Origin of the sequence: Streptomyces sp. NPDC090499 (genome assembly GCF_044769305.1) — a bacterium.
Lineage (GTDB): Bacteria > Actinomycetota > Actinomycetes > Streptomycetales > Streptomycetaceae > Streptomyces.
Genome location: NZ_JBIVXP010000037.1, coordinates 12,745 through 38,147 on the forward strand (window position 1 = coordinate 12,745; position 25,403 = coordinate 38,147).

Consider the following 25,403-nt stretch of genomic DNA (forward strand, 5'->3'; position numbering starts at 1 on the left):
GACCCACCGTCGGCCACTGAACTTACCGGATTACTTACGGTATGACCTTTGCGACCACTGTCGCAGCCGTCAGACCTCGATGAGGACCGCGCCGCCCTGACCCCCGCCGGCGCACATGGTCGCGAGCCCGAGACCGCCGCCGCGGCGGCGCAGCTCGTGTACGAGCGTCACGATCATGCGGGCACCGGACGCGGCCACCGGGTGCCCGAGACTGCAACCGCTGCCGCTGAAGTTCACCCGCTCCTCGTCCAGCCCGAACTCCTTGCAGGCGGCGATCGGCACGGAGGCGAACGCCTCGTTGATCTCCCACAGCGTCACGTCGGCGTACGTCCGTCCGGCCCGCTCCAGCACCTTGTCGGCCGCGCGCAGCCCCCCGAAGCCCATCAGCGCCGGGTCCACCCCGGCCGCGCCCCACGCGATGACCTTCGCCAGCGGGGTGAGCCCCTCGGCGGCCGCGAGTTCCGCACTGGTCACGGTCACGGCGGCGGCCGCGTCGTTGACGCCGCTCGCGTTGCCCGCGGTGATGGAGAAGCCGGAGATCTCGGGGTGCAGCACCTTCAGCGAGGCCAGCTTCTCCAGCGAGGTGTCGCGGCGCGGATGCTCGTCCACGGCGAACTCGACCGGGGTGCCGTTCGGTCCGTCGAACTTCAGCGGCACGATCTCCTCGGTGAACTTGCCGGCGTCGATCGCCGCGACCGCGCGCTGGTGCGACCGGTAGGCCCAGGCGTCCTGTTCCTCCCGCGTGATGCCGGCGGCCTTCGCGGTGCTCCAGCCCACCGAGATCGACATGTCGGAGTTGGGCGCCGCGGGCGAGTCCGGGTGCGTGGCGGGATACCAGTCGACGTAGTCGTCGACCGTGCCGGCGACGCGCTGCCGCAGCCGCGGCGCCATCGAGGACGCCTGCACGCCACCGGCCACGAGCGCCGACTCCATCCCGGACATCACCGACGCCGCGGCCAGGCCGATGGAGGTGAGGCTGCCGGCGCAGTGCCGGTTGAGCGCGACGCCGGGCACGTCCAGCATGCCGTTCACGACGGCGGCGTAGCGTGCGAGGTCGCCGCCGCCGTACTGGCTCTCCGCGAGCAGGACGTCGTCGAACCGCTGGGGATCGAGACCGGACCGGCGCACGACCTCCTCAAGGATCGCCGAGGCGAGGAATTCGCCGCTGGTGTTGGCGAGGGTGCCCTTGCGGGCGGTACCGATGGCCGTGCGGACTGCGCTGACGATGACTGGAGCGGACACGTGCACCTCTCTCGGGTGATGGCCTCGGGTCCACGGCGCCCTGTTGGCCGACGCGAAACAGTAGTCAATACTGTTGCCACAACAGTACAGTACTTCCGGCGAATCGAACCCTGCTGGTTCCCGCGGGACATCACCCCGCCGTCGCCCGGCGGAACGCCGCCGTGGCAGGTCGCCCCAAGGAGGAATCGTGGATCTTTCCGGATCGTCCGCACTCGTGACCGGCGGTGCCGGCGGCTTCGGCGAGGCGACCACCCGCCGCCTCGTGGCGGCCGGTGCCAAGGTGGTCGTCGCCGACCTCGCGGAGGACAAGGGCAAGGCGCTCGCCGCCGAGCTCGGCGACGCCGTCGTCTTCGTCCCCACCGACGTCACCAAGGACGAGTCCGTGGACGGGGCGGTGGCCGCAGCGACCGAGCTGGGTCCGCTGCGCACGGCCGTCGTCGTCCACGGCGGTCCGGTGGCCGGACGCCGGATGGTCAGCCGGGACGGCACGCCCTACTCCGCCGACGTCTTCGCCCGGACGATGGACATATTCCTCACCGGCACCTACCGCGTGATGAGCAAGGCCGCCGCGGCGATGACCCACAACGAACCGCTCGACTCCGGCCAGCGCGGCGTGGTCATCTCGACCGCGAGCATCGCCGGCTTCGAGGGCCAGGTGGGCCAGAGCGACTACTCCGCGGCGAAGGGCGGCGTCATCGGGCTCACGCTCACGGCGGCACGGGACCTCGCCCCGGCGGGGATCCGCATCATGTGCATCGCGCCGGGCACCTTCTTCACCCCCGCCTACCGCATGCCCGAAGAGGAGGCACAGGCCAAGTGGGGGCCGGGAGTGCCCAACCCCAAGCGCATGGGACACGCCGACGAATACGCCCGGCTCGCCCTGCACATCGCCGAGAACGACTACCTCAACGGCACCGTCATCCGTATCGACGGCGCCCAGCGGTTCAACATCTGAGCCTCCCTGCCGGGACGGCAGGGATACGGCACGGCTTACGGTATACAACATCAGGCGTGTGGTCACGCCACAGCAGACAGGGAGCCAGGCATGGCCGAGTCACCCCCACTGGTGCCCGTTCCGGACGGGCTGACCGGCTTCTTCTGGGAGGCGGCCGGGCGCCAGGAGCTGGCGGTCCAGCGCTGCTCGGCCTGTGGCACCTTCCAGCATCCGCCGGAGCCGGTCTGCCACTCCTGTCTCTCCTTCGACCTGGGCGGGGCCGCGGTGTCCGGACGGGGCACCGTGTACAGCTACGAGATGGCCACGCAGGCGTTCCACCCCTCCTTCGCCGACAGAATGCCGCTGTGCATCGCGGTGGTCGAACTCGACGACCAGCCCGGCCTGAAGCTTCTCACCAACATCGTCGATCTCCCGGCTGACGGGGTGGCCGTCGGCGACCCCGTCGAGGTGTGCTTCCGCCGCCTCAGCGACGAGATCACCCTGCCCGTCTTCCGTGTGGCACGGGCCTGACGGACACCGCACTCGGAGGATTCCCGTGCCCAAGAAACAGCGCGTCGCGATCGTCGGTGTCGGTTACTCGACCGTGGGCCGCGACACCGGCCTGTCACTCGACACGCTCACCGCCCAGGCATCGGTCGCAGCCATGCAGGACGCCGGTGTGACGCCGGCCGACATCGACGGCGTCGTCGTACACAGCTTTCCCCATCAGTACGTGTCGGCGACGCACACCGCGGCGATGCTGGGCATCCCCGACCTGGCGTTCTACTCCGGGTCGGTCGACGGCGCCGCCTACTCCATGGCCGCGCTGCACGGCATCGCCGCTATCGCCTCCGGCAGTGCCGACATGGTTCTCACGCTCCGCACCGTGCATCGCTCGGGTGCGGCGGGCGGCAGTTCCCTGCTTCCGGGCACGGGGTACGAGGCACCCGGGCGGTTCCAGTTCACCATGCCCTACGGCTCGTTCACCGGCGCCCACTGGGCCGGGCTGTACATGCAGCGGCACATGGCGATGTACGGCACCAAGGAGGAGGACTTCGGCGCCTTCGCAGTCGCCCAGCGCGAGTACGCGATCGCCAATCCGACCGAGTCGTTCTTCACCGAGCCGCTGACCCTCGACGACTACATGAACGCGCGCTACATCGCCTCGCCGCTGCGGCTGCTGGACTGCGACTACCCGGTCGACTCCGGTTCGGCGCTCATCTTCACCACCGAGGAGCGCGCCCGCGACCTGCGGCAGAAGCCGGTGTTCTTCGACTCCTGGGCGATGGGCACCACCGCCGAGGGCGACTTCAGCCTGGTCGAGGACATGACGCAGTCGTCACCGTTCCGGGCCGCCCGGCGCATGTGGTCGCGCACCGACCTGAAGCCGTCGGACGTGGGCGTGGCGGGGCTGTACGACGGCTTCTCCTTCATCGCACTGCAGTGGCTGGAGGCGCTCGGCTTCTGCGGCGTCGGCGAGAGCGGGCCCTTCGTGTCGTCCGGGAACACCCGGGCCGACGGGATCATCCCGACCAACACCGACGGCGGCGCGTGCAATGTCGGACGGCGCCACGGCGCGAACTACTTCATCGAGGTCACCCGTCAGCTGCGCGGCACGGCGGGCGAGCGGGCGCTGCCGGGCCGGCCGACGGTCGGCGTGGTGAGCAACGCCGTCGGCCCGTTCGCCGGCTGCGCCCTGATCACCAACGAATGACGCACTCTCCCCCCCCCCCGCACAGCCGTCGGGCCCGCGAGGAGAGACTCCTCGCGGGCCCGACGCGCAGACAGGCGGGATCACTCCTCGAACGGGTCGCCCTCCAGCACGTCCGTGGTGAAGAAGTACGGCGCGTCGAAGGTGTCCTCCGGCTCGGCCGCGAGCAGTCCGGCACGCGGGCGGAAGGTCCTGATGCCCTTCCCGTTCAGCCACCTCTCGGCCGAGTCCAGGTCGTTGATCCGGAACGTGATCGAGTAGATCATGTTGCCCCACTGCGCGACATGCTTGCCGAGCGCCGAGTCCGCGCCGAGCGGTTCGGCGAGCTGGAGCAGGCAGTCACCGAGGTGGAGGGTCGCGAACTTGTACTGCCCGCCGTCGTCGATGCCCTCGGCGATCGGCGCGGCCTGCATGACGTCGACGTAGGTCTTGACCGCCGATTCGAGGTCCTTCACGCCGAGCGTCACGTACAGCAGACGCTTGATCCCGAGCGGGTGGCTGGTCTCCCAGAACTTGCGGAGCGACGACCAGGTACCCAGTTCACGCGGGTCGTTCGGCATGTGGGTCCGGCACATCTCCACCATGAGGCCCGCCGTGTCGCGCGGGCTCGGGTAGAAGTACTTCACGTCCGGGTCCATCTGCTCGATCTTGCCGCCGCCCGGCTTGCCGATGTAGATGCCCTTCTCGATCATCCGGTTGCCCAGCCCGACCAGGTCGTCGACCAGGTAGCCGACCGAGTGCAGGTGCTGCCCGAACTTGCTGTAGAACTTCCCGACCGGCTTGGTCGCGTCGACGGGCGTGTTGGGCGCCATCGTCTCGATGCACAGGTCACCGATCACGATCAGTCCGGCCCACCTGTCCTCCGTGGGGAGGAAGTTCGGCTCGTCGACGCCCAGGTACACCAGACCGCCGAACACGTCCTCGTAGAACTGGTTGAGCTTGGTGACGTCATCGGTCATGTGGACCGCGTGGATCATCATGCCGATGCCGAAGTCACCGGTCTTCCTCGCCTGCTTCTGCACGACCGTCCCTCCGACGGGTAACTTTTCCGTATTGCTTATCGTAAGGCTTACAGTCGCACCGTGCACAGCGTCCGGAACCGACGGCGGAGCACACCGGACCGAGTCGTCAGTCGACCGGCTCCAGGAACTGCAGCTCGGGCGGCGCGGTGGTCCTGTCCATCGCGGGGGTCATCTCGAACCGGCCCTGCTCCGCGGCCGATGACAGCGCCTGCGCCGCACCGGCCGCGTCCGCGTCCGCCAGTTCGTAGCAGCACAGGTAGCGCCGGGGCCCCGCTTCGCCGCCGGAGCCCAGGAGGGCGTACCGGCGCACGGCGGTGACGGCCGGGACGGCCTCTCGCACCTGCGGAACATGCGTGTTGACGTACCAGTCGTTGAACTCGTCCTCCGCCTCCGGGCTCACCGGGCTGCTCCAGGCCAGGAACATCGCCGTACTCATCCGACCATCCCTTTCGTTTCGAACCGGATCATCCGTGATTCACCCGGCATCACCCGCAGTTGGCCGCGGGCGAGCCGGTCGACACGAGCGTCACGCTCGCCGGGTCGCGCCTCGCGCAGCGCGGCGACGACCGCGGAACGGACCGCGCCGACATCGCCGTCCGCAAGCACGTCGTCGACGACACCCAGGCGGGCTAGCTCCGCCGCGGTGAGCCGGAACGACCGGGCCAGCTCCGGCGCGCGGGACGCGTCGCGGTAGAGGACCGCGGCTCCCGACTCCGGGCCGATGACGGAGAACACCGATCCCTCCAGCGCGAGCAGGCGGTCGGCGTGCGCGAAGGCCATCGCCCCGCCGCTGCCGCCCTCACCGACGCAGACGGCCACCGTGGGCACGGTCAGGCCGGACATCACGAGCAGGGTCTGGGCGATCTCGCCGGCCAGGCCGTCGGCCTCGGCCGCCGGACCGGGTTCCGCACCGGGGGTGTCGATCAGGGCCAGCACCGGCAGCCGCAACCGCTCCGCGAGGGCGAACGCACGCTGGGCCAGGCGGTATCCGGCCGGGAGCACACGCGCGGACGCGTCGCCGTGAGCGTGGCGGTCCATCGCGACGACGACGATTCGTTCCCCGGCCATGACGGCGAGGCCGGCCCGCACGGCCGGGTCAGCGCCGCGCAGTTCCACCCAGCCTTCGGTCAGCAGGGCGCTCCACTCGAGTCCCGAGGGACGCGAGGGGTCGCGGGCGTGCAGGACGGCGTCCCACGCGTCGCGCGGCACCGCGCGCGGGGCGGTCGGCCGCGGTCGCCCGGGGGGCAGCCGAAGGGCAGGTCCGGGACCGTACAGCACGTCGCCCAGCCATGCCCACTGAGCCTCCGGACCGACCAGAGCGTCGACCCGTCCCTGGGCGTAGGCCGCCTCCGCCGTGTGGGAATCGCGGGGCGGAAGGGAACCCGTGACCTGCTCGACCACCCGGGGGCCGCCGAACCCGATCGTGGCCCCGGGCTCCGCGGCGAGGACATCGGCGAGGGAGGCCCAGGAGGCGTAGACGCCTCCGGTCGTGTGCGGGCGCAGTACGGCGGCGAACGGCAGGCATCCGCCGCGGAACCGCCCGACCGCGCCGGCGGTGCGTGCCATCTGGGTCAGCGCGAGCATGCCTTCCTGGAGCCGCGCACCACCGCTGGCCACGAACGCGGCGACAGGCAACCCCGCCTCACGGGCCCGGCCGAAGGCCCGCACGATGCGCTCACCAGCGGCCACGCCCATCGTGCCGCCGTGTCGGTCGAACCGGCACTCGACCACGGCGATCGGGCCGCGGGGATGCGGGGCGACACCGGTGCGGACGGATTCGTCCTGCGGGGCCGGAGCGTCGTATCCGGGGAATCGGAGCGGGTTCGCCGAGGCCAGATCGGCGTCCCATTCATGCGTCAGGGGAGGAAAGGACGGGCGCGCGCGATTGCGCTCGGCGGTCATAGAGGAGTTCCCATCGCTGGGGCGCCATCGAGCCGGAGGCTCGGGCAGACAGGTTGATGGTCCGGCAAACATCTCAGCTCGCGGCCCGTACGACAACGCGGCAAACGTCACAGGCGGCACCGGCGAAAAGGCTGGTCGCAGTCACTGACAAGGCATCCCGAAAGGAATACAGTAAGGACTACCTGTCTGTCGATGCGCTGAGAGGACCCGCCCGATGAGTGCCGAGAATTCCGATCGGTCGTCCGCCGCGACCACGATCTACATCGACGGAGCGTGGCGGGCGGCCGCCTCCGGCCAGGAGTTCGACGTGCTCAACCCCGCCGACGGATCCGTGCTCGGCACGGCTTCGGACGGAGCGGCCACCGACGCCCAACAGGCGGTCGACGCCGCCACCGCGGCGTTCGCCACCTGGTCAGGGACCACCGCCTACGAGCGGGCGGCCCATCTGGAGCGTGCGCACGCGTTGATGCTGGAGCGCGCGGAGGACCTCGCACTGCTCATGACCAAGGAGCAGGGCAAGCCGCTCAAGGCGGCACGCAACGAGGTGCGCTACGCCGCGGACTTCCTCGGCTGGTACGCCGAGGAGGCCAAGCGGGTCTACGGCGCGACGATCCCGAGTTCGCGGGCGGACCACCGTTTCATGACCATGCGTCAGCCGGTCGGCGTGGTCGCCGCGATCACACCGTGGAACTACCCGATCTCCATGATCACCCGCAAGGTCGCGCCGGCGATCGCGGCCGGGTGCACGATCGTGCTCAAGCCGGCGGAGCAGACCCCGCTGTGCGCCGTCGCGGTCTTCCAGGTGCTGCACGACGCCGGCGTGCCCGCGGGTGTGGTCAACCTGGTGACCACCAGCGAGCCGGGGGCGGTCGGCGACACCCTGCTGGACAGCCCGGCCGTCCGCAAGCTGACCTTCACCGGGTCGACCGAGGTCGGCATGACGCTGAACGCCAAGGCCGCGCGCACCGTCAAGCGGGTCTCCCTCGAACTCGGCGGCCACGCGCCGTTCCTGGTCTTCGGCGACGCCGACCCGCGACGCGCCGCGAAGGGCCTCGGCCTGGTCAAGTTCCTCAACACCGGCCAGGCCTGCATCTCCCCCAACCGGATCTTCGTCCAGCGGGAGCTGGTCGACGACTTCCTCGACGTCCTGGTCGAGCGCGTGGCTGCGATGAAGGCCGGCAGCGGCCTCGACAAGGACGTCACCATCGGCCCGCTGATCGACGGGGCCGCCATGGCGAAGATGCGGCGGCAGGTGGCGAACGCCGTCGAGCACGGCGCCAAGGTGCTGACCGGCGGCGAGCGGCTCACCGACCCGCCCCTGCGGGGCGGCCAGTTCTTCGCCCCCACTGTCCTGACCGGCGTGACACCGGCGATGGACGTCTACTACGAGGAGACCTTCGGCCCGATCGCCCCCGTCATCGCCTTCGACGACGAGGACGAGGTGATCGCCATGGCCAACGACACGGCCTACGGTCTCGCGGCCTACGTCTACACCGAGAACCTGTCGCGGGCCTTCAGGGTCACCGAGCAACTGCGCTTCGGCATCGTCGGCATCAACGACATCAACCCGACGAGCGCCGCCGCGCCGTTCGGCGGCACGAAACACAGCGGGCTGGGCCGCGAGGGCGGCCCGCAGGGCATCGAGGAGTACCTCGACACCAAGCTGGTGGGCATCTCGCTCTGACCTGCCCCCTGCGGCTCGGGGCGGCGCAGTCTCCACTCCCGTGGATGCGCCGCCGCAACATGGGGAGTTACTCCCTCCGTTGATACCGCGGGCTGCCCTGCGGTGCACACCGGGGCAGCAGCCCGCCGTGCAAGTTCGAAAGCCGCCTCTTCAGTTGGCGGCGGCGAGCTCCCCGAGCAACGCCCTCGTACGACGCGCGGATGCTGCCTTGTCGTCGCCGACGGGGACTATGGCGGCCCACAAGTCGGTGGCACCGGAGTCGAACAGACCGTGGAGCTGGGCGCGCACAGCCTTTTCGTCGCCGACGACGGCCGCGTCCGCGGGCCCCGCGCTGCCACCGATGTCGAGAATCCGTTGGTAGTTGGACATCCCCGCGTACACGCCGGACGTGGCGGCGACGGCGGCCCGGGCTTCGGCGGCGTCGTCATGGACCGCGACCGGCAGGCCGGCGACGATACGCGGCTCCGGACGCGCTGCGGCAGCCGTCGCAGCGCGGATGCGTGGCGCGACATGGGTCTCGATCGCTTTCGCGGAGGCCATCCACAGCACGGTGCCGTCAGCGTACTGCCCGGCCACACGCAAGAGGCGCGGTGACATCGCGGAGACCAGGACCGGCACGGGGTGGGGCGGGGGAACCGACCGGCCGGCACCGTGCGTCGTCCAGTCCTCGCCGTCGAAGTCGACCGTCTCCCCGCGGAGCAGCCCGGCGAGAATCCGGACGTATTCCTCGGTGCTGCGGCCCGGATGGTCGTACGACATTCCGTAGACGTCGCGGACGAGCGGTGCGTGCGACGGACCGATACCGAGAGTGAAGCCGGGCCGTCCCATGGCGGCGCTCACCGAGCCGACGCGGTTGGCCTGGAGCAGTGGATGGCAGGGGTAGGTCTGCAGCACTGCGGTGCCGAGCTCGATGGCGCACGTGGCCCGGCCGGCCAGGGCCATGGCGACCAGGGGATCCCCCAGGACCGTACTGGCGTACCAGAGTGCGTGGAAGCCGTCGGCCTCGGCCCGCACCGCCTGGTCGACGAGCTTGTCCGGCGAAGAGGCCCCTCCGGTCAGGCCGATTCGCATGGTCACACCTCCGTGGAACGGGCTGTTGCCGGTTGGCGATCCGGACTGAGAATATAGTTCTCGCAATCAGCGAACACCATATGCATCTCGGTCGGGCCGACTGGAGGGTCATGGCATGATCGACGAGGTGGCTTTCGAACAGCTGCAACGAGACGTCCGTCATCTCATGGACCGGACCGCGATCCTGGACTGCGTCTCGCGCCATGCCCGCGGCCACGACCGCTTCGACAGCGACCTGCTCACCGCCGCCTACACCGAGGACGGTGTCGACGAACACGGCAGGAGCATCAATCCGGGCCCTCGGTACGCCGCGTGGGCCAACTCCACCCACAGCGCCGGCGCCCAGCTGCACACCCACAACATCACGACGCACACCTGCGACATCGACGGCGACCAGGCGCACTGCGAGAGTTACGTCTTCGTGGCACTGCTCGGTCATGACGGGACGTCCGCGCAGCTGATCAGCGGCCGCTACCTCGACCGCCTCGAACGGCGTGACGGGGAATGGCGGATCGCCGTGCGCCGCAGCACCGTCGAGTGGACGATGAGCGGCGATGCCTCCATGCTCAAGGCGCCCTTTTTCAAGCAGCAGGGCTTCCTCAAGGGCACACGCGACCGGAGGGACCTCTCCTACCATCGTCCACTGCGCGTGGACACGGAGGCGCCGGCACGCTGGTGAGCACAGCTCCTCTCACGCTGACGGCCAGGCAGGGAATCAGCGCGTCCTGCGGCGCCTGGGCGTGTCCGTCTCCACCCGCAGAGGTCCCAGTGGCGGGCTGGTGGAGACGGACCCTCAGGTCAGGCCGCGGCGCGCGGGAAGTTGTACAGACGGCGGGCGTTCAGCTCGGCCATCAGACGGGCCTCGTCGTCCGGGACGTCGAGCATGACCTGTTCGAGCAGCTTGCGGGTGTGCGGCCAGTTGCTGTCCGAGTGCGGGTAGTCGCTCTCGAACATGAGGTTCTCCACGCCGATCAGGTGGCGTGCGTACACACCGGCCCGGTCGGAGATGAAGCAGCCGAAGATGTGGTCCTTGAACAGTTCGGAGGGACGGACGTCCCGGTTGACGTCGTTGTACCAGCGGTGCCGCTCCCACACGGTGTCGATGCGCTCCAGCATGTAGGGCAGCCAGCCGATGCCGCCCTCGGACAGCGCGACCTTCAGGTTGGGGTGCTTGTGGAACACGGGCGAGAGCAGCAGCTCCGCGGTCGCGCTCATCGAGTTCAGGCCGAACAGCGAGATCGCCACGGTGAAGTTGCTGGAGTTCCCCTCCTGTGAGACCTGGGGGCTGCCGCCGGACCCGAAGTGCAGCGAGAGCGGCAGGTCATGCGCGGCGGCCGCCGCCAGGACCGGGTCCCAGTGGTCGGTGTGCCACGACGGCAGCCCACGCCGGTCGGGTAGCTCCGGGAAGGTGACGCTCTTGGCGCCCTTCGCAGCCGTGCGCTCGATCTCGGCGACGCTCTGCTCGACGTTCCAGTACGGCACCATCACCAGCGGGATCTGGCGCTCGGGATACGCCGCGCACCACTCGTCCAGGATGAAGTCGTTGTAGGCCCGGACGCACGCGGTCGCAAGGTCGAGATCCTTCGAGTTCGCGAACCCGCTGCCGGCGAATCCGCCCATGCTCGGGAAGCACATCTGGGCCCAGACGCCTTCGAGGTCCATGTCCTTGATGCGGTCATGAATGTCGTAACAGCCCGGAAGCATGTCGTCGTAGCTGCGCGGGTCCAGACCGAAGTCCTTCGGGTCCTTGCCGGCGACGGCGTTGAGGGCCAGGGTGCCCGCGAGCTTGCCCTCGTAGATCCACACGTCGCTGCCGTCGGGGCGGTGTTCGATCCGGGGGCCGATCTCACGGTACTTCGCGGGCAGACGGTCGACCCAGACGTTCGGGTTCTCGATGACGTGGTCGTCGACGGAGACGATCTGGGCATCAGATGGCAGCATGCGATCCTCCAATTGCAAACAGGGGTGTCATCGACTCAGCCGACGTCGGTGATCTCTATGCGGGCTCCGCCCGCGTCGACCGGGGCGAGCAGGAGGCTGTACCGGCCGAACTGCTCGAACGGCACATCCCTGCCCACCAGGAAGGCCCGCGCCGCGAGCAGGTCTCGCGCAGTGAAGGTCAGGCAGAAGATGCGCTCCCCGCGCTCGGCCAGGGCGACACCGGCGAGGTCCGCTTCGGACCCGGTCGTCGAGCCGACGAACTCCACGGCATGGTCCCCGAACCGCACTCCGTGGCCGGCCATGTTCACGTGTTTACGCTCGACAGCGTACGCCTCACGGCCCACCAGTGCGGCGAGACCGGCCGCGGCCTTCTCCGGCTCCACCGCGACCACCTTGACGGTCACGCCGCCCAGGAGACCGAGGGGATGCTCGTCCGACCAGAAGTTGGGTTTCCAGCCCGCGAGGTCACGGTCGTGGGCCTCGTCGCGGCGCTCCGTGAGCATGATCGCCAGGCCGTGCATGCCCTCGGGGTCCACGAAGGCGCGAGCGTCGGCGCTCTCGGTCACCCGAAAGCCGTGGTCCCGCATCAAGGCGGCCGCGTCCTTCACGGAGGACACCGACCACTCCACGGAGTCCCAGCCGAGGCCGTTGCCGGTGAACTCGTGCGCGACCGGTCCGCCCGGCGTGGCCGGGGCGTATGTCGCGATACCGGTGCGGCCGATCAGAGCCAGGGCGTTCCTGCTGCCCGCCCGCCCGTCCTCCCACCGCCGCAGAATACGGGCGCCGAAGACGTCCTGCTGCCGCTCCAGCTCGGCGTCGAAGGACTGCGTGAACAGATTCAGCTGCCCCAGATGTTCGACCGTGAGAGGCCTGTGCATTACGGCCCTCCGTTCTGACCGACCTTTACTGATAGCCCTACTGTATGCACCTCAACTCCGCCCGGCAAGAAGTGTGCGGCGCCGACGTCAGCACCCCCGCGGACTTCGGACGACAGCCTTGCGCCCAGCGCTTGAGTGCGCTTCCGGTAATTGCTACGGTATGGCGCACCATCAAATGTTCAGGCCCGGGACGGATCAGGTTCCGCTCGAACGTCGCCGCCGGAAAGGTCCGAGACGTGGCCCAGACTCCCCCACCCCGAATCGCCGTCATAGGTGCCGGTCCATCCGGGTTCTACGCCACCGAACACTTGGTGCGCGAAGGCATCGCGGTTGATCTCTTCGACTGCCTGCCGACCCCCTACGGACTGGTGCGCGCCGGCGTCGCACCCGACCATCCCAAGATCAAATCTGTGGCCCGCGTCTTCGAACGGACGGCCGCGCACCCGGCCGTCCGCTTCTTCGGCGGCATCGGGCTCGGCGAGGTGATCAGCCGCGCCGAGATTCTCGAACGGTTCACGGCGGTCGTGTACGCGATGGGCACCGAGCTCGACACCCGGCTGGGCATCCCCGGCGAGGAGCTGTCCGGATCGCATCCGGCCACGCACTTCGTCTGCTGGTACAACGGCCACCCGTCCCACGCGCACCGGCGGTTCGATCTCGACGGCAGCCGTGCCGTCGTGGTCGGAAACGGCAATGTCGCGCTCGACGTGGCGCGCATGCTCGTACTGCCCGACGAGGCCCTCCGCCGCACCGACGCCGCTGACCACGCGATCGACGCGCTCGCCGCGTCAGCCGTGCGCCAGGTGACCGTTCTGGGCCGGCGCGGCCCGGTCCAGGCCGCCTTCAGCACCCCGGAGTTGCTGGAGCTCGGCCGGCTCGACGGCGTGGACGTCGTCGTCGATCCGGCCGACCTCCAGCTCGACCCGCACAGCGCGCGGGAGCTGGCGGCCCAGGGGCCGGACTCACCGACGGCCCGGCGGGTGGCGCTGCTCACCGAGTTCTCCCGGCGCTCCCCCACGCCCGGCAACCGGCGCATCGAGCTCCGCTTCCTGCGCTCGCCCGTCGAGATCCTGGGTGATCCGGCCGCCGAACGCGTGACCGGAGTCCGTGCCGCGCACAGCGCGCTGGAGCTCGGTCCCGACGGGCGCGTCGTCGCTCGGCCGACCGGCCGGCACGAGGTACTGCCGTGCGGACTCGTCGTACGCGCGGTCGGATATCGCGCGCGCCCGGTGGAGGGCCTTCCGTTGGAACCACGCACCGGCGTCCTGCGCAATGTCGCCGGCCGGCTGGTGGACGCCGGCGGCGCTGCGCTGCCTGGCGAGTACGTCGTCGGCTGGGCCAAACGCGGGCCCTCCGGAGTGATCGGCACCAACAAGTCCGACGCCGAGGACACCGTCGCGGCCCTTCTCGACGACCTGCACGGTGGGCGGCTCGACGGGCGTCCGAGTGCCACGCCGGACGAGGTGGAGGCGTGGATCCGCCGCAGTGTCCCGGCGCCCGTCGACTGGGACGCATGGCTGTCGATCGACCGCCACGAGCGGGCGAGCGGCGAGCCGCTCGGGCGGCCGCGCGTCAAGCTGACCGCGCTCGCGGAGATGCACGCCGTCGTCCACCGGGCGCGCACCGACGTGATCACGGAGTCGGCGCAGCTCGCGCCGTGAACTTGAGGAGACAGTTCGTCATGCCGTACGTCATCACCACCAAGTGCGTCGACCTCAAGGACCGCGCGTGTGTGCGCGAGTGTCCGGTCGACTGCATCTACGAGGGCGACCGGGCCCTCTACGTCAATCCGGAGGAATGCATCGACTGCGGCGCCTGCGTACCGGTGTGCCCGAACGACGCCATCTACTTCGATCAGGAAGTCCCGGAAGCGCTGCAGGCCTCGATCGCCGACAACGCCGCCTTCTTCACGCTTCCGCTGGTCAACGGGGCGCCGCTCGGCAATCCTGGCGGAGCGCGGTCCGTGGGTCCGGTCGGTGCCGACACCCCGCTCGTCGCGGCGCTGCCCCCGCAGGTCGGCGCCGAGGCCTGACCGAAACCATCCGGCACCGGCCCGACAGGCCCCCGGCTGCCCCCAGGAAAGGACACGCACATGAAGGCATCCGTCGACCCGGCCAAGTGCAGCGGTCACGCTCGCTGCAACGCGGTCGCCCCGCAGGTGTTCACCGTCGACGACGACGGCTACTGCAACATCGGCAGCGACAAGCCGGTGCCCCCGGAGTTCGAGGCCGCGGCGCGCGCCGGGGCGACCAACTGCCCGGAGCGCGCCATCACGCTCAGCTCCTGAAGCCCGAACCCGCGGCCGCCGACGTGACCTCCTGACCGTCGGCGGCCGCGTCGAGCCGGGCGATCCCCGCTCGGGCGGCCGGGAGCAGCAGCCCGCCGTCGCCCTCGGACCCGATCGAGCCGGCCAGCAGTCCGACATCCTTGCCGAGCGTGGGCCTCGCCTGGGAACGGGCGACGGACGCCAGTCCGCCCGCGCGTGCGTACATCTCCACGCCGAAGCTCCGGCCCGAACCCGCCGCGACGACCTTGCCGAACGCCGCGGGATCGAGCCCTTGGAGTTCCGCGATCCTGAAAGCGTCCGCGGCGAGGGCGAGGTGCGCGGCCAGCAGCGCGTTGTTGAGCAGTTTGGCGTGCTGGCCCGCCCCCACGGGTCCCACGTGCACGACCTCGGCGGAGAACGTCCGCAGCACCGGCTCGCACCGGGCGAAAGTGCTCTGCTCGCCCCCGGCCATGGTCAGCAGCTCGCCCGCCTCCGCACGGATCCGTCCGCCGCTCACGGGGGCGTCCAGCAGGTGGAGACCGTGCTTCGCCGCCTCGTCGGCCAGTGCCCGTACCTCGTCGGGCGCGATGGTGCTGTGTACCGCGATCGTCGCGCCGGACGGCATCGCCGGTGCGACGCCGTCCGGTCCGAAGAGGACCTCCCGGGTGCCGGCCGCGTCGAAGACACAGGTACCCAGTAGGTCGATGCCCTCGCCGAGGTCGGCGAGGGCATCGACCACGCGGGCCGGGCCGGCACGGAAGGGGGCGAGCGCCTCGGGGCGCCGGGCCCACACCGCGCAGTCGAACCCGGCCGCCGCGATGCGCGCGGCGATGGGCGCGCCCTGGTCACCGAGCCCGACGAAACCGACGCGCATCCGTCCTCCTCCGTGCGGTACAGCCGTGCGTCGCTCGGTCAGCTCTTGAGGTGTCCTCCGGCGTCGCAGTTGATGAACTGCCCGGTCACGTAGCGAGACTCGTCCGAACCCAGGAAGACGACCACCTGGCTGATGTCCGAGGGCTCCACCCACGGCACCGGGATGGCCTGCAGCACCGGGAACGCCTTGGTCGCGTCCTCGCGGGTGGGGTGTTCGAGCTCCGGCCGGAAGGACTTGTACATGGCCTCGTGCTGCAGCATGTCGGTGTTGCAGTTGGTCGGGTGCACCCCGTTGAGACGGATCGAGTGGGGCGCCAGGACGAGCGCGAGATCCTTGACCAGCGAGACCAGCGACCGCTTGGCCCACGAGTAGGCCTTGCCTCCCGGCTCCGGGCTCACCCCGTCGGGGAGCAGGGCGGCGAGGGAACCGATCACCACCATGGAGGCACCGGCACCGAGGTGCGGAATCGCCGCGTTCAGAGTGTTGAGCACGCCGCCGAAGTTGACGCCGCTGACGTCCACCCACGCCTGCAGAGGCTGGTTCTTCTCCATCGCGCAGATACCGGCGTTGGCCACCACGATGTCGATCTTGCCGAACTCCGCGACGCCGTCGGCCACCGCCTGCCGCATGGCGGCCTCGTCGCGGACGTCCGCCTGGATGGTGAGGATCCGGCGGCCGAGGGCCTCGACCTCCTTCGCCGTCTGCCGCATGTCCTCTGCGGTCGCCATCGGGTAGGCGATGGTGTCGAAGGAGGTGAGGTAGTCGACCGCGATGATGTCCGCGCCCTCGCGGGCGAGATGGACGGCGTGGCTGCGCCCCTGTCCGCGAGCGGCACCCGTGATCAGCGCGACCTTGCCCGTAACCCGACCTGTCATGTCGTCTCTCCTCGTCGGCGCGCCCCGCCTGCGCGGTGGCGCGCCGTCCTTGTCATGTTGGTGAATCCGTCAGGGCCGATGCCCGCGGGTACAGCTCGTCGACCAGGTCGAGAGCGTCCCCGAGTGCCGCCCGCTCCGCGACCGGCGCCCGCAGGCGCATCACGACGCGGGCGAGTCCGAATCCGAGCACGCCGGTCAGCGCGCCGCTGCGGCTGTAGAGGTAGATCGGACGGTCTCCGTCCGCTCCGGTCATCCGGACGGTGATGTCGGCGCCGGCGTCCGGTTCGCCGACGCACTGGATCTTCGTGCCGTACTGGTCGCTCCAGAAGTACGGCACCTCGTCGAGCACCCGCCGCTCCTGCCCGGTGATGTCGCTCGCCACGATCGCCGCCTGCTCGATGGTGGTGGTCCAGTGTTCGATACGGCGGTGACGGCCGGTGCGCGCGTTCACCCAGCGCGCGACGTCCCCGACGGCGTAGACACCCTCCTGGGACGTCCGCCCGGACGCGTCGCACACCACGCCGTTGTCGACCGCGATCCCGGATCCCTCCAGCCAGCCGGTGTCCGGTACGACGCCCAGGCCCACCACGAGCCCGTCGACCGCGACGCCCGTACCGTCCGAGAGACGGACCCCGGTCAGGACGTCGCCCGCCAGATCGGCGTCGGCGATCGTCACCCCGCACCGCACATCGACCCCGGCCGCCCGGTGCCGCCGCGCGATCTCGGCTCCGGCCTCCGGACCGAGCACGTGTGCCAGCGGCGCCGACTGCACCTCGACCAGGGTGACCTCGCAGCCCGTCTCGCGGGCGCTCGCCGCCACCTCGCAGCCGATGAAGCCGGCACCGAGCACGCCGATGCGGCCCCCGCGCGCGACGGCGGCGCCGATGCGGGCGGCGTCCTGTGCGGTGCGCAGGCTCCAGACGTTCGACGCACCACCGGCGGCGTCCCAGCCACGGGCACGCGCACCGGTCGCGACGACCAGCACGTCGTACGGCAGTTCTCCGCCGCCCCGCAGCCGGACCCGGCGGGCCGCGGTGTCGACACCGCAGGCCACGGTGCCCAGCCGCAGGTCCAGGCCGAGGGCGTCCAGCTCGTCGGGTTCACGCAGCGACGGCGGGTTGGAGCGCGTGCCCTTCAGCACCTCTTTCGACAGCGGTGGCCGGTCGTAGGGCGCCTCGTGTTCCGCCCCGACCAGGACGACGGACCCGCCGAAGCCGAGCCCGCGCAGTTCCTCCGCCACCGTCAGCCCGCCGAGGCCGGCGCCGACGACCACGACCGACCGGGAGTCGACGGCGGTCACGTGACCGCACCGGCGATCTTGAGGTCGATGATCTCCTCCTCGGACTTGCCGAGTTCGCGGAGCACGTCGTCGGTGTGTTCGGCGAACTGCGGCGCCCGGCGGCTCTCGACGGGGGTCTCGTCGAACTGCACCGGGTTGGCGACGAGTTCGCGCTCCACCCCGTCGGCGTCGACGACCTTGGCGATGAGGCCGTTCTCGCGGAGCGCCGGGTCCATGCCGACCTCGTAGGCGTTCTGCACGGCCGCCCACTGTCCCTGCGCGCCCCGCATCCGTTCACGCCACTCGGCCAGGGTGATGCCGCCGATGATCTCCGCGACGACGGCACCGCCCTCGGGACCGTTCGCCAGGATGGCGTCCCCGGCGAAGCGGGGGTCGGTCATCAGGTCCGGCCGTCCCATGCGCTCGCAGAACTCCGGCCAGTACTTGGTGGGTTGCAGCATGGCCAGGGTCAGCCAGCGCCCGTCGGCCGTGCGGAACGATCCGTGCAGGGGGTTCGACGCCGAGCCGTGCCGCGGAGGCTTCGCCTTGGGCAGGGGGCCGCCGACGAGGAGGGCCTGGTTGACCGAGAACTGGGTGGCCCAGGCGCCGACGCCGAGGAGGGAGACGTCCACGACCGTCGGCTCGCCGGTCGCCTTGCGCGCATAGAGTGCGGCCGCGATGCCTCCGGCGATCGTCATGCCGCCGATCGAGTCGCCGTACGCGCCCGACGGCATCGAAGCCAGGCGGTCCGCGTCGTCGGGCGTGACGCCGTCCGCGCTGCCGCCCCTGGACCAGAACGCCGTGCTGTCGTACCCGCCCGTGCCCGCGTCCTCGCCCCGGGCACCGAAACCGGTGCCACGGACGTAGATGATGTCTGGATTGACCGCGCGCACGTCGTCGAGGTTGATCCGCAGCTTCTCCCGCGCGTTCGGCAGGAAGTTCGTGACGAACACGTCGGCCGAGCGGATCAGCTCGTCCAGCAGGGCACGGCCCTCCGGAACCTCCAGGGCGATGCCGACGCTGCGCTTGCCCCGGTTCGGGCCCTCCATGATCGGGAAGAAGGACGTCGTCGGGACGACGTCGAGGCCGAGTACCTTCACCAGGCCGCGCTGCGCGTCACCGCGGACCGCGTGCTCGACCTTGATGACCTCGGCTCCCCACTCGGCGAGGACCCCGCCGGACGCCGGTACGAACGTGTACTGGGCGACCTCGACGATCCGTACGCCTTCCATGGGACGTTTCACGGGTACTCCTTGCTGGTTCTGTGCCGAACGCGGGTTGTCTGCGGGGGCTGCGGGCGCGGTGGCCGGAGACCGCTCAGCCGATGTAACCGACGAGCTTGGTCTCCAGGTAGGTCTCGAAGCCCTCGACACCGTTCTGCCGGCCGACACCGCTGCTCTTGTAGCCTCCGTACGGCCCGTCGGCGCCGTACCACATGCCGCCGTTCACCGAGATCGACCCGGTGCGGATGCGGCGCGCGATCGCCATGGCCCGCTCGGCGGACGCGGAGTGGACCGCGCCCGACAGCCCGTAGCTGCTGTCGTTGGCGATACGGACCGCGTCCTCCTCGTCGTCGTAGGGGATCACGGCGAGTACCGGACCGAAGATCTCCTCCTGCGCGATCGTCATGGAGTTGTCGACGTCGAGGAAGAGCGTCGGCTCGACGAAGTAGCCCTTGTCGAGGTGGGTCGGCCGGCCGCCACCGACGGCCAGCGTGGCACCTTCGTCGATGCCCTTCTTGACGTAGGAAAGGACCCGGTCGCGCTGCTTCGCGCTGACCTGCGGGCCCTGCACGTTGTTCGGGTCGGTCGGATCGCCGTACCGGATGTTCTCCATGACCGACTTCAGGATCTCCGCACCCTCCGCGTACCGCGACCGGGGCAGCAGCACCCGCGTCAGCATCGCGCAGCCCTGCCCGGCGTGCGTGCAGACGCCGCCGGCGGCCGGCAGCACCGCGGCCAGGTCGGCGTCCTCGCAGACGATCATCGCGGACTTGCCGCCGAGTTCCAGGAACACCCGCTTGAGGGTGGCGGCGCCCTTCTCCATGATCCGCTTGCCCGTCACCGTCGAACCGGTGAACGAGATCAGGTCCACCCGTGGGTCGAGGGTGAGGTCCTCGCCGACCAGATGGTCCGAGGACGGCACGATGTTCACCACACCGGCCGGGATGTCGGTGTGCTCGGCGATGAGCCGACCCAGGCGGGTGGCGCTCCACGGAGTGTCCGGTGCGGGCTTGACGACGACCGTGTTACCGGTGGCGAGGATCGGACCGAGCTTGTTGGCGGCCACCTCGAACGGGAAGTTCCACGGAAGGACCGCGCCGACGACGCCCTGGGGCTCCTTCACCACCTTGCGCTTGCTGGCCACGCCGAACGCGTTGCCGTCGGCCAGTTGCCGCTCCCACGCGAACTGGTCGATCTGCTCGGCCGGCCAGCGGAAGGCGTCCTCCAGGGGGAGGTCCAACTGCGCGCCACGGGTGACCCGCACCGGGGTGCCGACCTCGGCGACAAGTTCGGCCCGCATCTGCTCGCGTTCCGACTCCAGGGCCTCCTGCAACTGTTCGAGACAGCGCCGGCGGAAGGCATGGTCGGTCGACCAGTCGGTCTCGTCGAACGCCCGCCGGGCCGAGGCGATCGCCTGCTCCATGTCCTCGTGACCCGCGTCGGCGACGCTTCCGAGCACTTCCTCGGTAGCGGGGTTGATGTTGTCGAAGAGCTTGCCGGACGCCGCTTCGACGAGCTTGCCGTCGATGAGCATGCGGCGTTCCGGCGAGAACGATCCGACACTGGTCTCGATCATCTGCGCGACCCTCCCGTGGGTGCGGACATCGTGGGTGGCGTCACGGTCGGCAGCGGCCCATGGCGGTGCCTGACCGTGCGGCGCGGAGGCGGCTCCTCCAGGATGCGTCCGGCGCTCGGTTCCCGCGATGACACCGCAGGTCACATGCGCTTCGACTGCTTCCTGTCGCGCTAATGAAAGGCTTTCTGGAAGCCCTATCGTATGACCTCATCGCAAGGGTGTCGAGATCCCCGCACCCGCACATGGGCGCACGTCCGGGTCAGGCGCCGGTGGGGCCGCACGAGCTCAGCTCGTCGACCAGACCCCACCGCAGGGCGCGCTCGGCGGTGAGCGGCCCGCCGTCCAGCACGAGATAGAGGGTGCGCCAGCGGCCGACGCGGCGGGGGATGCTGACCGTTCCGCCCGCGCCGGGGATCAGGCCCATGGCGAGTTCGGGGAGGCGGAAGACGGTCGCCGGGTCGGCGACGATCCGCGAGGCGAAGGCGGGCAGCTCGATCCCGGCACCGATGCAGTTGCCGTGGACGCGGACGGTGACCTTCTCGCGCAGCTTGTGCAGGGGCAGGGCGGCGCCGGCGCGGGTGCGGACCAGATGGGCGGTGTCCAGGTCCCGGGCGACACCGAATTCGCCGAGGTCCCCGCCGGAGCAGAAGGAAGGTCCGTTGCCGCTGAGGACGACCTCCGCCACGCTGTCGTCCAGCAGCGCGAGGTCGAGCACGGCGACGAGGGCGTCGCGCAGCTCCCGGCCGTAGGCGTTGTGCCGTTCCGGCCGGTTGAGTGTCACCCGGAGCACGTCCCCGTCCCGGCACACGAGCACGGGATCGGCCGCGGCGGGCGGCGGCGGTGGGCGGTGACCGCGTACGGCCAGCCAGTGGGCGAAGCCCCGGCCCGCCAGCAGCGTGGAGTAGGCGAGCGACTCGGCGTCGAGGGCCTGGCCGACGGTCAGTCGCGAGCCGGTGCGCAGCAGGCGGCCGAGGATGACGGCGGCCTCCGGGCTCTCCCCGGCGGCGCGGGTCAGCGCACCGGCCGTCGCCTCGGGGTCGTCCACGGCGACCACACGGCGATCGGCGCTGCCGCCGCCGGGCACGAGCGTCAGGTCCAGCGCGTCCAGCAGCGGATCGGACAGGCGGTGCGGGCCGTCGTCCCTTCGAGTCAGGCCCACCAGCAGACGATCGCAGTCCGCGGCCTGCCGCGCCGCCTGGCGCGCCACCGTCTTGTCAGTGACCGGCCGGTCCAGATCCACGACGATCAGCGGACGGTCGACCGCCCCGCCCGGACCCAGCAGATCCGCCTGAGCCGCACCCGCGGCCAGGTCCTCGACACCGATCACTGTTGGGGCAGCCACCTCCTCGTTCTACCATCCGAACATGGTCACGTGGTCATGCAGGTCAGCCTCCGCCGCGACGGACGCCTGGGCACGCAGCGGGGTGATGTGGCTGACCGGACACGCCGACCGGGCTCCGTCGGTGCCCATCGGCGAGGCGGCCTGTCTCGCCACGGACCTGGCCGAGCACATCCGGCGGGCCGGCGCCGAGGGCGGCCTGCCGGTACGGGTGGACGGCGGACGGCTTCTGGCCGAGCGGGCCGCGCTGACCGGCGGCACCCGCCAGGGACGGGTCTCGGTGGGCGGCGGATGCCGGTTGCTGCCCGCGGCGGACGGCTGGGCGGCGGTGTCCTGCGTACGACCGGACGACCCGGCGCTGTGGAGCGCGGCGATCGGGCACGAGCTGGACGAGCGGTTGCCGCGGCGACTGGCCGACTGGCTCGCCACGCATCCGCTGGCCGAACTGGAGGAGCGGGTGGCGCTGCTCGGGCTGGCGGCCGGAGCGGTGCGGGAACGCCAGGCGACGAACCCGATGCCGAAGCTGGGCCGGCCCCGTTCGGTACGCGACATGCTGGTCGTCGATTTCAGCGCGTTGTGGGCCGGTCCGCTGTGCGCGCACCTGCTGGGCCTGGCGGGCGCGGAGGTGGTCAAGGTCGAGCTGCCCTCGCGGCCGGACGGTGCCAGGTTCGGCAGTCAGGCCTTCTACGACCTGCTGCACGCCGGGCACCGCGCGGTGGCCCTGGACCCGTCCGACCGTGCCGGGCGGACGGCGCTGCAGGCGCTGGTGCGCGCGGCGGACGTGGTCGTCGAGGCCTCCCGTCCCCGGGCGCTGGCCCGGTTCGGCCTGGACGCGGCGGCCGAGGTGGAGCGCGGCTGCACCTGGGTGTCGATCACCGCCTACGGACGGTCCGTGGACCGGGTGGGGTTCGGCGACGACGTGGCCGCGGCCGGTGGCCTGCTGGCCTTCGACGGCGACGGAGCGCCGGTCTTCTGCGGAGACGCGATCGCCGACCCCCTGACCGGCCTGACGGCCGCGGCTCTGGCGATGTCCGAACCCGAGGACGGGCGCGGAGTGCTCCGGGAGGTGGCCATGGCCGATGTGGTGGCGGCGACGGTACGCGGGCGCACGGCCTCCACGGCACGCGTGGTGCCTTCCGGCGGCGGGGACGGCTGGCAGGTGGACACCGCTGAGGGACTGGTCCCGGTGGCGGTGCCGGTGGCCCGCACGCCCGCCGGTGCCGCGCCCGCGCTGGGCGCGGACACGGGCGCGGTACTGCGCCGGCTCGGGATCGCCGTACCGTGACCGGCCTGCTGATCCGCGGAGCGGAGGTCGACGGAGCGCTCCTCGACGTCCGGATCGGACACGGCCGGGTGCTGGAGACCGGCCACGCTCTGCCGCGCGCGGACCGCGCGGAGCACGAACTCCCCGCCCACGGCGGAGCGCTCCTGCCCGGGTTGACCGACCATCACCTGCACCTGTTCGCCACCGCGGCGGACCTCGCCTCCACCGCCTGCGACCCGGCCACCGTCCATGACGCACGAGGACTGGCACAGGCGCTGCGCCGCGCAGTGCCCGACCGGCACGGCTGGATCCGGGCGGTGCGCTACCACGAGTCCGTGGCGGGCGAGTTGGACGCGGCCGGGCTGGACGCGCTGCGCGGCGACGTGGCGGTACGGATGCAGCACCGCAGCGGCGCGCTGTGGGTGCTCAACTCCCGTGCCGTAGCCGCGGTCGGCCTGGCCACAGCCGGTCATCCCGGGGTGGAACGGGACGCCGACGGCCGCCCGACCGGACGGCTGTGGCGTGCGGACGGCTGGCTGCGTGGCCGCCTGCCGTCGGGCGATCCGCCGTCGCTGGCCGGCCTGGGCCGACGGCTGGCCGGATACGGCATCACGACGGTCACCGACGCCACGCCGGACCTGGACGCCGCCACGGTCGCCGCCGTATCCGAAGCGATGGCCTGCGGGGAACTGCCGCAACGGGTGCACCTGCTCGGCGCGCCGCTCCACTACGCCTCCCGGCCCGGCCCCCGGCCCGGCCCGTGGAAGATCGTCATCGCCGACTCGTCACTGCCCGGCTACGACCAACTCGCCGAGGCCGTCGAGGCCGCGCACCGGACCGGTCGGCCCGTCGCCGTGCACTGCGTGACCCGCGAAGCGCTGTTGCTGTTCCTCGCGGTGCTGGAGGAGGTGGGGGCACTCCCCGGCGACCGACTGGAACACGCGTCGCTGACTCCCCCGGAGGCCGTTCCCGTCATACGGCGCCTGGGCCTGCGCGTGGTGACCCAACCGGGCTTCCTGGCCGACCGCGGGGACGACTACCTGCGCGGCACACCCGCCGAAGAACACGCTGACCTGTACCGCTGTGCGTCCTTGCGGGCGGCCGGGATTCCGCTGGGCCTGTCCAGCGACGCGCCCTACGGGCCGCTCGACCCCTGGGCGGTCATGCGCGCCGCCGTGGGACGGCGCACCGGCTCGGGTGCGGTCCTCGGACCCGATGAACGGCTCGCTCCCGCCCAGGCGCTGGCGGGCTATCTCTCCCCCGCTCACTCCCCCGGTGACCCGCCGTGGCGAATCCGCCCGGGTACGCCGGCCGACCTGGTGCTGCTGAGTGTTCCGATGGCCCAGGCGCTGCCCCTCCTGGACGCCGAGGCGGTACGGCTGGTGCTGCTCGCGGGGCGTCCCGTGGCAGGTGACGACCTGGGGTACACGTGAGACGTCCGAGGAACATGCGGTAACGCTCCTCGCCGAATCGACGACCCCGCCCGTTTCTGTCGGCGAGGATCCACGGCGCCACTGTGTACGGCGGCGGACGGCTCATCGGCCGGCGAATCGCCCGCACCCCTCGGCGCCTGCCAGAGCCGCCGTCCGCTCGCGTTCAGCAACGGCAGGCGCCGAGATCAGCCACGGACGAGCGATTGCTGATGCGGTCCGCTGTCCGGCGCTTTCAGGCCTCGGGGGTCCGAGCAGCGGATATGGCTCTCTGCACCAGGTCCTGCAGGGTGTCCTGCTCCTGCTCGGTCAGACCCGTCGCGAGAGGTTCCTCGTGAAGGAGTTTCAGCAGTGTTTCCCGCTGCTCGGCGCCCTCGGGCGTGAGGCTGAGTTGTTTGGACCGGCGGTCGGTGGGATGGGGGCGCCGCTCGACCAGCCGCTGGCTCTCCAGCTTGTCGATCACGACGATGGCGTTCGACGGCTCACCCCCCATCCGTGCGGCCAGCTCGCTCAGGGTCATCGGCCCTGTCAGCTGGCGCAGGGCCGAGGCCTGCCCGACGGTGAGACCGATCTTGGCCACGCGCTCGCGCAGGCGTGAGTTGTTCTGCATGTCCAGCTCGTGCACCAGCTTGCCCAGCTCCCACCACCGCGCTGCTTCCTGCGCTTCCGATGTCGTCATGGGACCAGACTAGCAAGCTCCTTCAACCTATGATAGATATAGCCATAACCTTTTAAGGCGTAAGCACTAAGGTGCTGCAATGGAGGACAGACCCATGACGGACACCACAGCGACCCCCGACGAGCGGTTTCGGACTCCTTCGGGTGTGCGGACGCTGACGCTCGGTGACACGAAGCTGACCTTCGTCCCGGACGGCCAGGCCACGCTGAACGC

At 70.9% G+C, this 25,403-nt stretch carries 24 protein-coding genes; 10 read left to right on the forward strand and 14 right to left on the reverse strand.

Translation table 11 applies throughout. From position 1 onward, the window contains the following. Positions 1–69: 69 nt before the first annotated feature. The gene (locus tag ACIQVL_RS50610; protein ID WP_403479171.1) at positions 70–1,242 is read right to left on the reverse strand and encodes a thiolase family protein; all 1,173 of its coding nucleotides are present in this window, start codon (positions 1,240–1,242) and stop codon (positions 70–72) included. A 187-nt stretch (positions 1,243–1,429) separates the two neighbouring features. Between ACIQVL_RS50610 and ACIQVL_RS50615 the strand changes: the two genes are divergently transcribed. The 3 genes from ACIQVL_RS50615 (at position 1,430) to ACIQVL_RS50625 (ending at position 3,890) form a co-directional block, all read left to right on the forward strand. Further along, positions 1,430–2,197 carry an SDR family NAD(P)-dependent oxidoreductase gene (locus ACIQVL_RS50615; RefSeq protein WP_403479172.1) on the forward strand — a complete coding sequence of 256 codons (768 nt, stop codon included), beginning with the start codon at positions 1,430–1,432 and terminating at the stop codon, positions 2,195–2,197. A gap of 90 nt (positions 2,198–2,287) precedes the next feature. Continuing rightward, complete coding sequence (locus ACIQVL_RS50620) at positions 2,288–2,707, forward strand: Zn-ribbon domain-containing OB-fold protein (RefSeq protein WP_403479173.1); 420 nt, start codon at positions 2,288–2,290, stop codon at positions 2,705–2,707. A 25-nt stretch (positions 2,708–2,732) separates the two neighbouring features. Continuing rightward, positions 2,733–3,890, forward strand: a complete 1,158-nt coding sequence (locus ACIQVL_RS50625; RefSeq protein WP_403479174.1) for a thiolase family protein — start codon at positions 2,733–2,735, stop codon at positions 3,888–3,890. Positions 3,891–3,970: 80 nt separating this feature from the next. Here the strand turns inward: ACIQVL_RS50625 and ACIQVL_RS50630 are convergent, their stop codons facing one another. From ACIQVL_RS50630 to ACIQVL_RS50640, 3 genes are all read right to left on the reverse strand, one after another. After that, the gene (locus ACIQVL_RS50630) at positions 3,971–4,909 is read right to left on the reverse strand and encodes a VOC family protein (RefSeq protein WP_403479175.1); all 939 of its coding nucleotides are present in this window, start codon (positions 4,907–4,909) and stop codon (positions 3,971–3,973) included. 106 nt (positions 4,910–5,015) lie between these two features. After that, a complete protein-coding gene (locus tag ACIQVL_RS50635) occupies positions 5,016–5,345 on the reverse strand; it encodes a hypothetical protein (protein ID WP_403479176.1) in 330 nt (109 codons plus the stop codon). Next, a complete protein-coding gene (locus tag ACIQVL_RS50640; protein WP_403479177.1) occupies positions 5,342–6,811 on the reverse strand; it encodes a carboxyl transferase domain-containing protein in 1,470 nt (489 codons plus the stop codon). Before ACIQVL_RS50640 ends, ACIQVL_RS50635 begins: the two co-directional genes overlap by 4 nt. Positions 6,812–7,025: 214 nt before the next feature. Between ACIQVL_RS50640 and ACIQVL_RS50645 the strand changes: the two genes are divergently transcribed. Then, on the forward strand, positions 7,026–8,495 hold the full coding sequence (locus ACIQVL_RS50645) for an NAD-dependent succinate-semialdehyde dehydrogenase (RefSeq protein ID WP_403479178.1): 1,470 nt from the start codon (positions 7,026–7,028) through the stop codon (positions 8,493–8,495). Positions 8,496–8,645: 150 nt separating this feature from the next. Here ACIQVL_RS50645 and ACIQVL_RS50650 read toward each other — a convergent pair whose 3' ends face one another. Continuing rightward, positions 8,646–9,566, reverse strand: coding sequence for a TIGR03564 family F420-dependent LLM class oxidoreductase (locus ACIQVL_RS50650; RefSeq protein WP_403479192.1), 921 nt, complete (start codon positions 9,564–9,566; stop codon positions 8,646–8,648). A gap of 115 nt (positions 9,567–9,681) precedes the next feature. Here ACIQVL_RS50650 and ACIQVL_RS50655 point away from each other — a divergent pair, with 115 nt between their 5' ends. Beyond that, positions 9,682–10,245, forward strand: coding sequence for a nuclear transport factor 2 family protein (locus ACIQVL_RS50655; protein WP_403479179.1), 564 nt, complete (start codon positions 9,682–9,684; stop codon positions 10,243–10,245). A gap of 119 nt (positions 10,246–10,364) precedes the next feature. Here the strand turns inward: ACIQVL_RS50655 and ACIQVL_RS50660 are convergent, their stop codons facing one another. Continuing rightward, positions 10,365–11,507 (reverse strand): amidohydrolase family protein, encoded by a 1,143-nt coding sequence (locus ACIQVL_RS50660; protein WP_355729234.1) that lies wholly within the window; start codon positions 11,505–11,507, stop codon positions 10,365–10,367. A gap of 35 nt (positions 11,508–11,542) precedes the next feature. Then, positions 11,543–12,385 carry a hypothetical protein gene (locus tag ACIQVL_RS50665; RefSeq protein WP_403479180.1) on the reverse strand — a complete coding sequence of 281 codons (843 nt, stop codon included), beginning with the start codon at positions 12,383–12,385 and terminating at the stop codon, positions 11,543–11,545. Between the two features lie 311 nt (positions 12,386–12,696). Here ACIQVL_RS50665 and ACIQVL_RS50670 point away from each other — a divergent pair, with 311 nt between their 5' ends. The 3 genes from ACIQVL_RS50670 to ACIQVL_RS50680 are packed head-to-tail and all read left to right on the forward strand — an operon-like array spanning position 12,697 to position 14,672. Further along, the gene (locus ACIQVL_RS50670) at positions 12,697–14,046 is read left to right on the forward strand and encodes an NADP oxidoreductase (RefSeq protein ID WP_403479181.1); all 1,350 of its coding nucleotides are present in this window, start codon (positions 12,697–12,699) and stop codon (positions 14,044–14,046) included. A 20-nt stretch (positions 14,047–14,066) separates the two neighbouring features. Further along, entirely contained in the window at positions 14,067–14,417 is a 351-nt protein-coding gene (gene fdxA / locus ACIQVL_RS50675) for a ferredoxin (RefSeq protein ID WP_403479182.1), read from the forward strand. A 60-nt stretch (positions 14,418–14,477) separates the two neighbouring features. Then, complete coding sequence (locus tag ACIQVL_RS50680; protein WP_355729226.1) at positions 14,478–14,672, forward strand: ferredoxin; 195 nt, start codon at positions 14,478–14,480, stop codon at positions 14,670–14,672. On the opposite strand, the gene ACIQVL_RS50685 is transcribed toward ACIQVL_RS50680, so the two are convergent. From ACIQVL_RS50685 to ACIQVL_RS50710, 6 genes are all read right to left on the reverse strand, one after another. Next, the gene (locus tag ACIQVL_RS50685) at positions 14,662–15,525 is read right to left on the reverse strand and encodes an NAD(P)-dependent oxidoreductase (protein WP_403479183.1); all 864 of its coding nucleotides are present in this window, start codon (positions 15,523–15,525) and stop codon (positions 14,662–14,664) included. The genes ACIQVL_RS50680 and ACIQVL_RS50685 overlap by 11 nt on opposite strands. 38 nt (positions 15,526–15,563) lie before the next feature. Next, positions 15,564–16,400, reverse strand: a complete 837-nt coding sequence (locus ACIQVL_RS50690; RefSeq protein WP_403479184.1) for a mycofactocin-coupled SDR family oxidoreductase — start codon at positions 16,398–16,400, stop codon at positions 15,564–15,566. Positions 16,401–16,452: 52 nt separating this feature from the next. Continuing rightward, positions 16,453–17,700: an NAD(P)/FAD-dependent oxidoreductase gene (locus tag ACIQVL_RS50695; protein ID WP_403479185.1), complete on the reverse strand. Its 1,248-nt coding sequence runs from the start codon at positions 17,698–17,700 to the stop codon at positions 16,453–16,455. Further along, positions 17,697–18,923 carry a CaiB/BaiF CoA transferase family protein gene (locus tag ACIQVL_RS50700; protein WP_403479186.1) on the reverse strand — a complete coding sequence of 409 codons (1,227 nt, stop codon included), beginning with the start codon at positions 18,921–18,923 and terminating at the stop codon, positions 17,697–17,699. The genes ACIQVL_RS50695 and ACIQVL_RS50700 overlap by 4 nt, the downstream gene beginning before the upstream one ends. A gap of 73 nt (positions 18,924–18,996) precedes the next feature. Next, positions 18,997–20,478 (reverse strand): aldehyde dehydrogenase family protein, encoded by a 1,482-nt coding sequence (locus tag ACIQVL_RS50705; protein ID WP_403479187.1) that lies wholly within the window; start codon positions 20,476–20,478, stop codon positions 18,997–18,999. Positions 20,479–20,737: 259 nt separating this feature from the next. After that, positions 20,738–21,820, reverse strand: coding sequence for an enoyl-CoA hydratase/isomerase family protein (locus ACIQVL_RS50710; protein WP_403479188.1), 1,083 nt, complete (start codon positions 21,818–21,820; stop codon positions 20,738–20,740). Positions 21,821–21,842: 22 nt separating this feature from the next. Here ACIQVL_RS50710 and ACIQVL_RS50715 point away from each other — a divergent pair, with 22 nt between their 5' ends. After that, on the forward strand, positions 21,843–23,102 hold the full coding sequence (locus ACIQVL_RS50715) for a CoA transferase (protein ID WP_403479189.1): 1,260 nt from the start codon (positions 21,843–21,845) through the stop codon (positions 23,100–23,102). Continuing rightward, a complete protein-coding gene (locus ACIQVL_RS50720) occupies positions 23,099–24,514 on the forward strand; it encodes an amidohydrolase family protein (RefSeq protein ID WP_403479190.1) in 1,416 nt (471 codons plus the stop codon). The genes ACIQVL_RS50715 and ACIQVL_RS50720 overlap by 4 nt, the downstream gene beginning before the upstream one ends. 232 nt (positions 24,515–24,746) lie before the next feature. On the opposite strand, the gene ACIQVL_RS50725 is transcribed toward ACIQVL_RS50720, so the two are convergent. Continuing rightward, positions 24,747–25,190, reverse strand: coding sequence for a MarR family winged helix-turn-helix transcriptional regulator (locus ACIQVL_RS50725; RefSeq protein ID WP_403479191.1), 444 nt, complete (start codon positions 25,188–25,190; stop codon positions 24,747–24,749). Positions 25,191–25,403 lie beyond the last annotated feature (213 nt).

Coding starts and splice junctions, on each gene's coding strand:
- ACIQVL_RS50620 (WP_403479173.1), top strand. CDS start 2,288: ATGGCCGAGTCACCCCCACTGGTGCCCGTTCCGGACGGGCTGACCGGC.
- ACIQVL_RS50635 (WP_403479176.1), bottom strand. CDS start 5,345: ATGAGTACGGCGATGTTCCTGGCCTGGAGCAGCCCGGTGAGCCCGGAG.
- ACIQVL_RS50640 (WP_403479177.1), bottom strand. CDS start 6,811: ATGACCGCCGAGCGCAATCGCGCGCGCCCGTCCTTTCCTCCCCTGACG.
- ACIQVL_RS50645 (WP_403479178.1), top strand. CDS start 7,026: ATGAGTGCCGAGAATTCCGATCGGTCGTCCGCCGCGACCACGATCTAC.
- ACIQVL_RS50650 (WP_403479192.1), bottom strand. CDS start 9,566: ATGCGAATCGGCCTGACCGGAGGGGCCTCTTCGCCGGACAAGCTCGTC.
- ACIQVL_RS50655 (WP_403479179.1), top strand. CDS start 9,682: ATGATCGACGAGGTGGCTTTCGAACAGCTGCAACGAGACGTCCGTCAT.
- ACIQVL_RS50660 (WP_355729234.1), bottom strand. CDS start 11,507: ATGCTGCCATCTGATGCCCAGATCGTCTCCGTCGACGACCACGTCATC.
- ACIQVL_RS50665 (WP_403479180.1), bottom strand. CDS start 12,385: ATGCACAGGCCTCTCACGGTCGAACATCTGGGGCAGCTGAATCTGTTC.
- fdxA (WP_403479182.1), top strand. CDS start 14,067: ATGCCGTACGTCATCACCACCAAGTGCGTCGACCTCAAGGACCGCGCG.
- ACIQVL_RS50680 (WP_355729226.1), top strand. CDS start 14,478: ATGAAGGCATCCGTCGACCCGGCCAAGTGCAGCGGTCACGCTCGCTGC.
- ACIQVL_RS50685 (WP_403479183.1), bottom strand. CDS start 15,525: ATGCGCGTCGGTTTCGTCGGGCTCGGTGACCAGGGCGCGCCCATCGCC.
- ACIQVL_RS50690 (WP_403479184.1), bottom strand. CDS start 16,400: ATGACAGGTCGGGTTACGGGCAAGGTCGCGCTGATCACGGGTGCCGCT.
- ACIQVL_RS50705 (WP_403479187.1), bottom strand. CDS start 20,478: ATGATCGAGACCAGTGTCGGATCGTTCTCGCCGGAACGCCGCATGCTC.
- ACIQVL_RS50715 (WP_403479189.1), top strand. CDS start 21,843: ATGGTCACGTGGTCATGCAGGTCAGCCTCCGCCGCGACGGACGCCTGG.
- ACIQVL_RS50725 (WP_403479191.1), bottom strand. CDS start 25,190: ATGACGACATCGGAAGCGCAGGAAGCAGCGCGGTGGTGGGAGCTGGGC.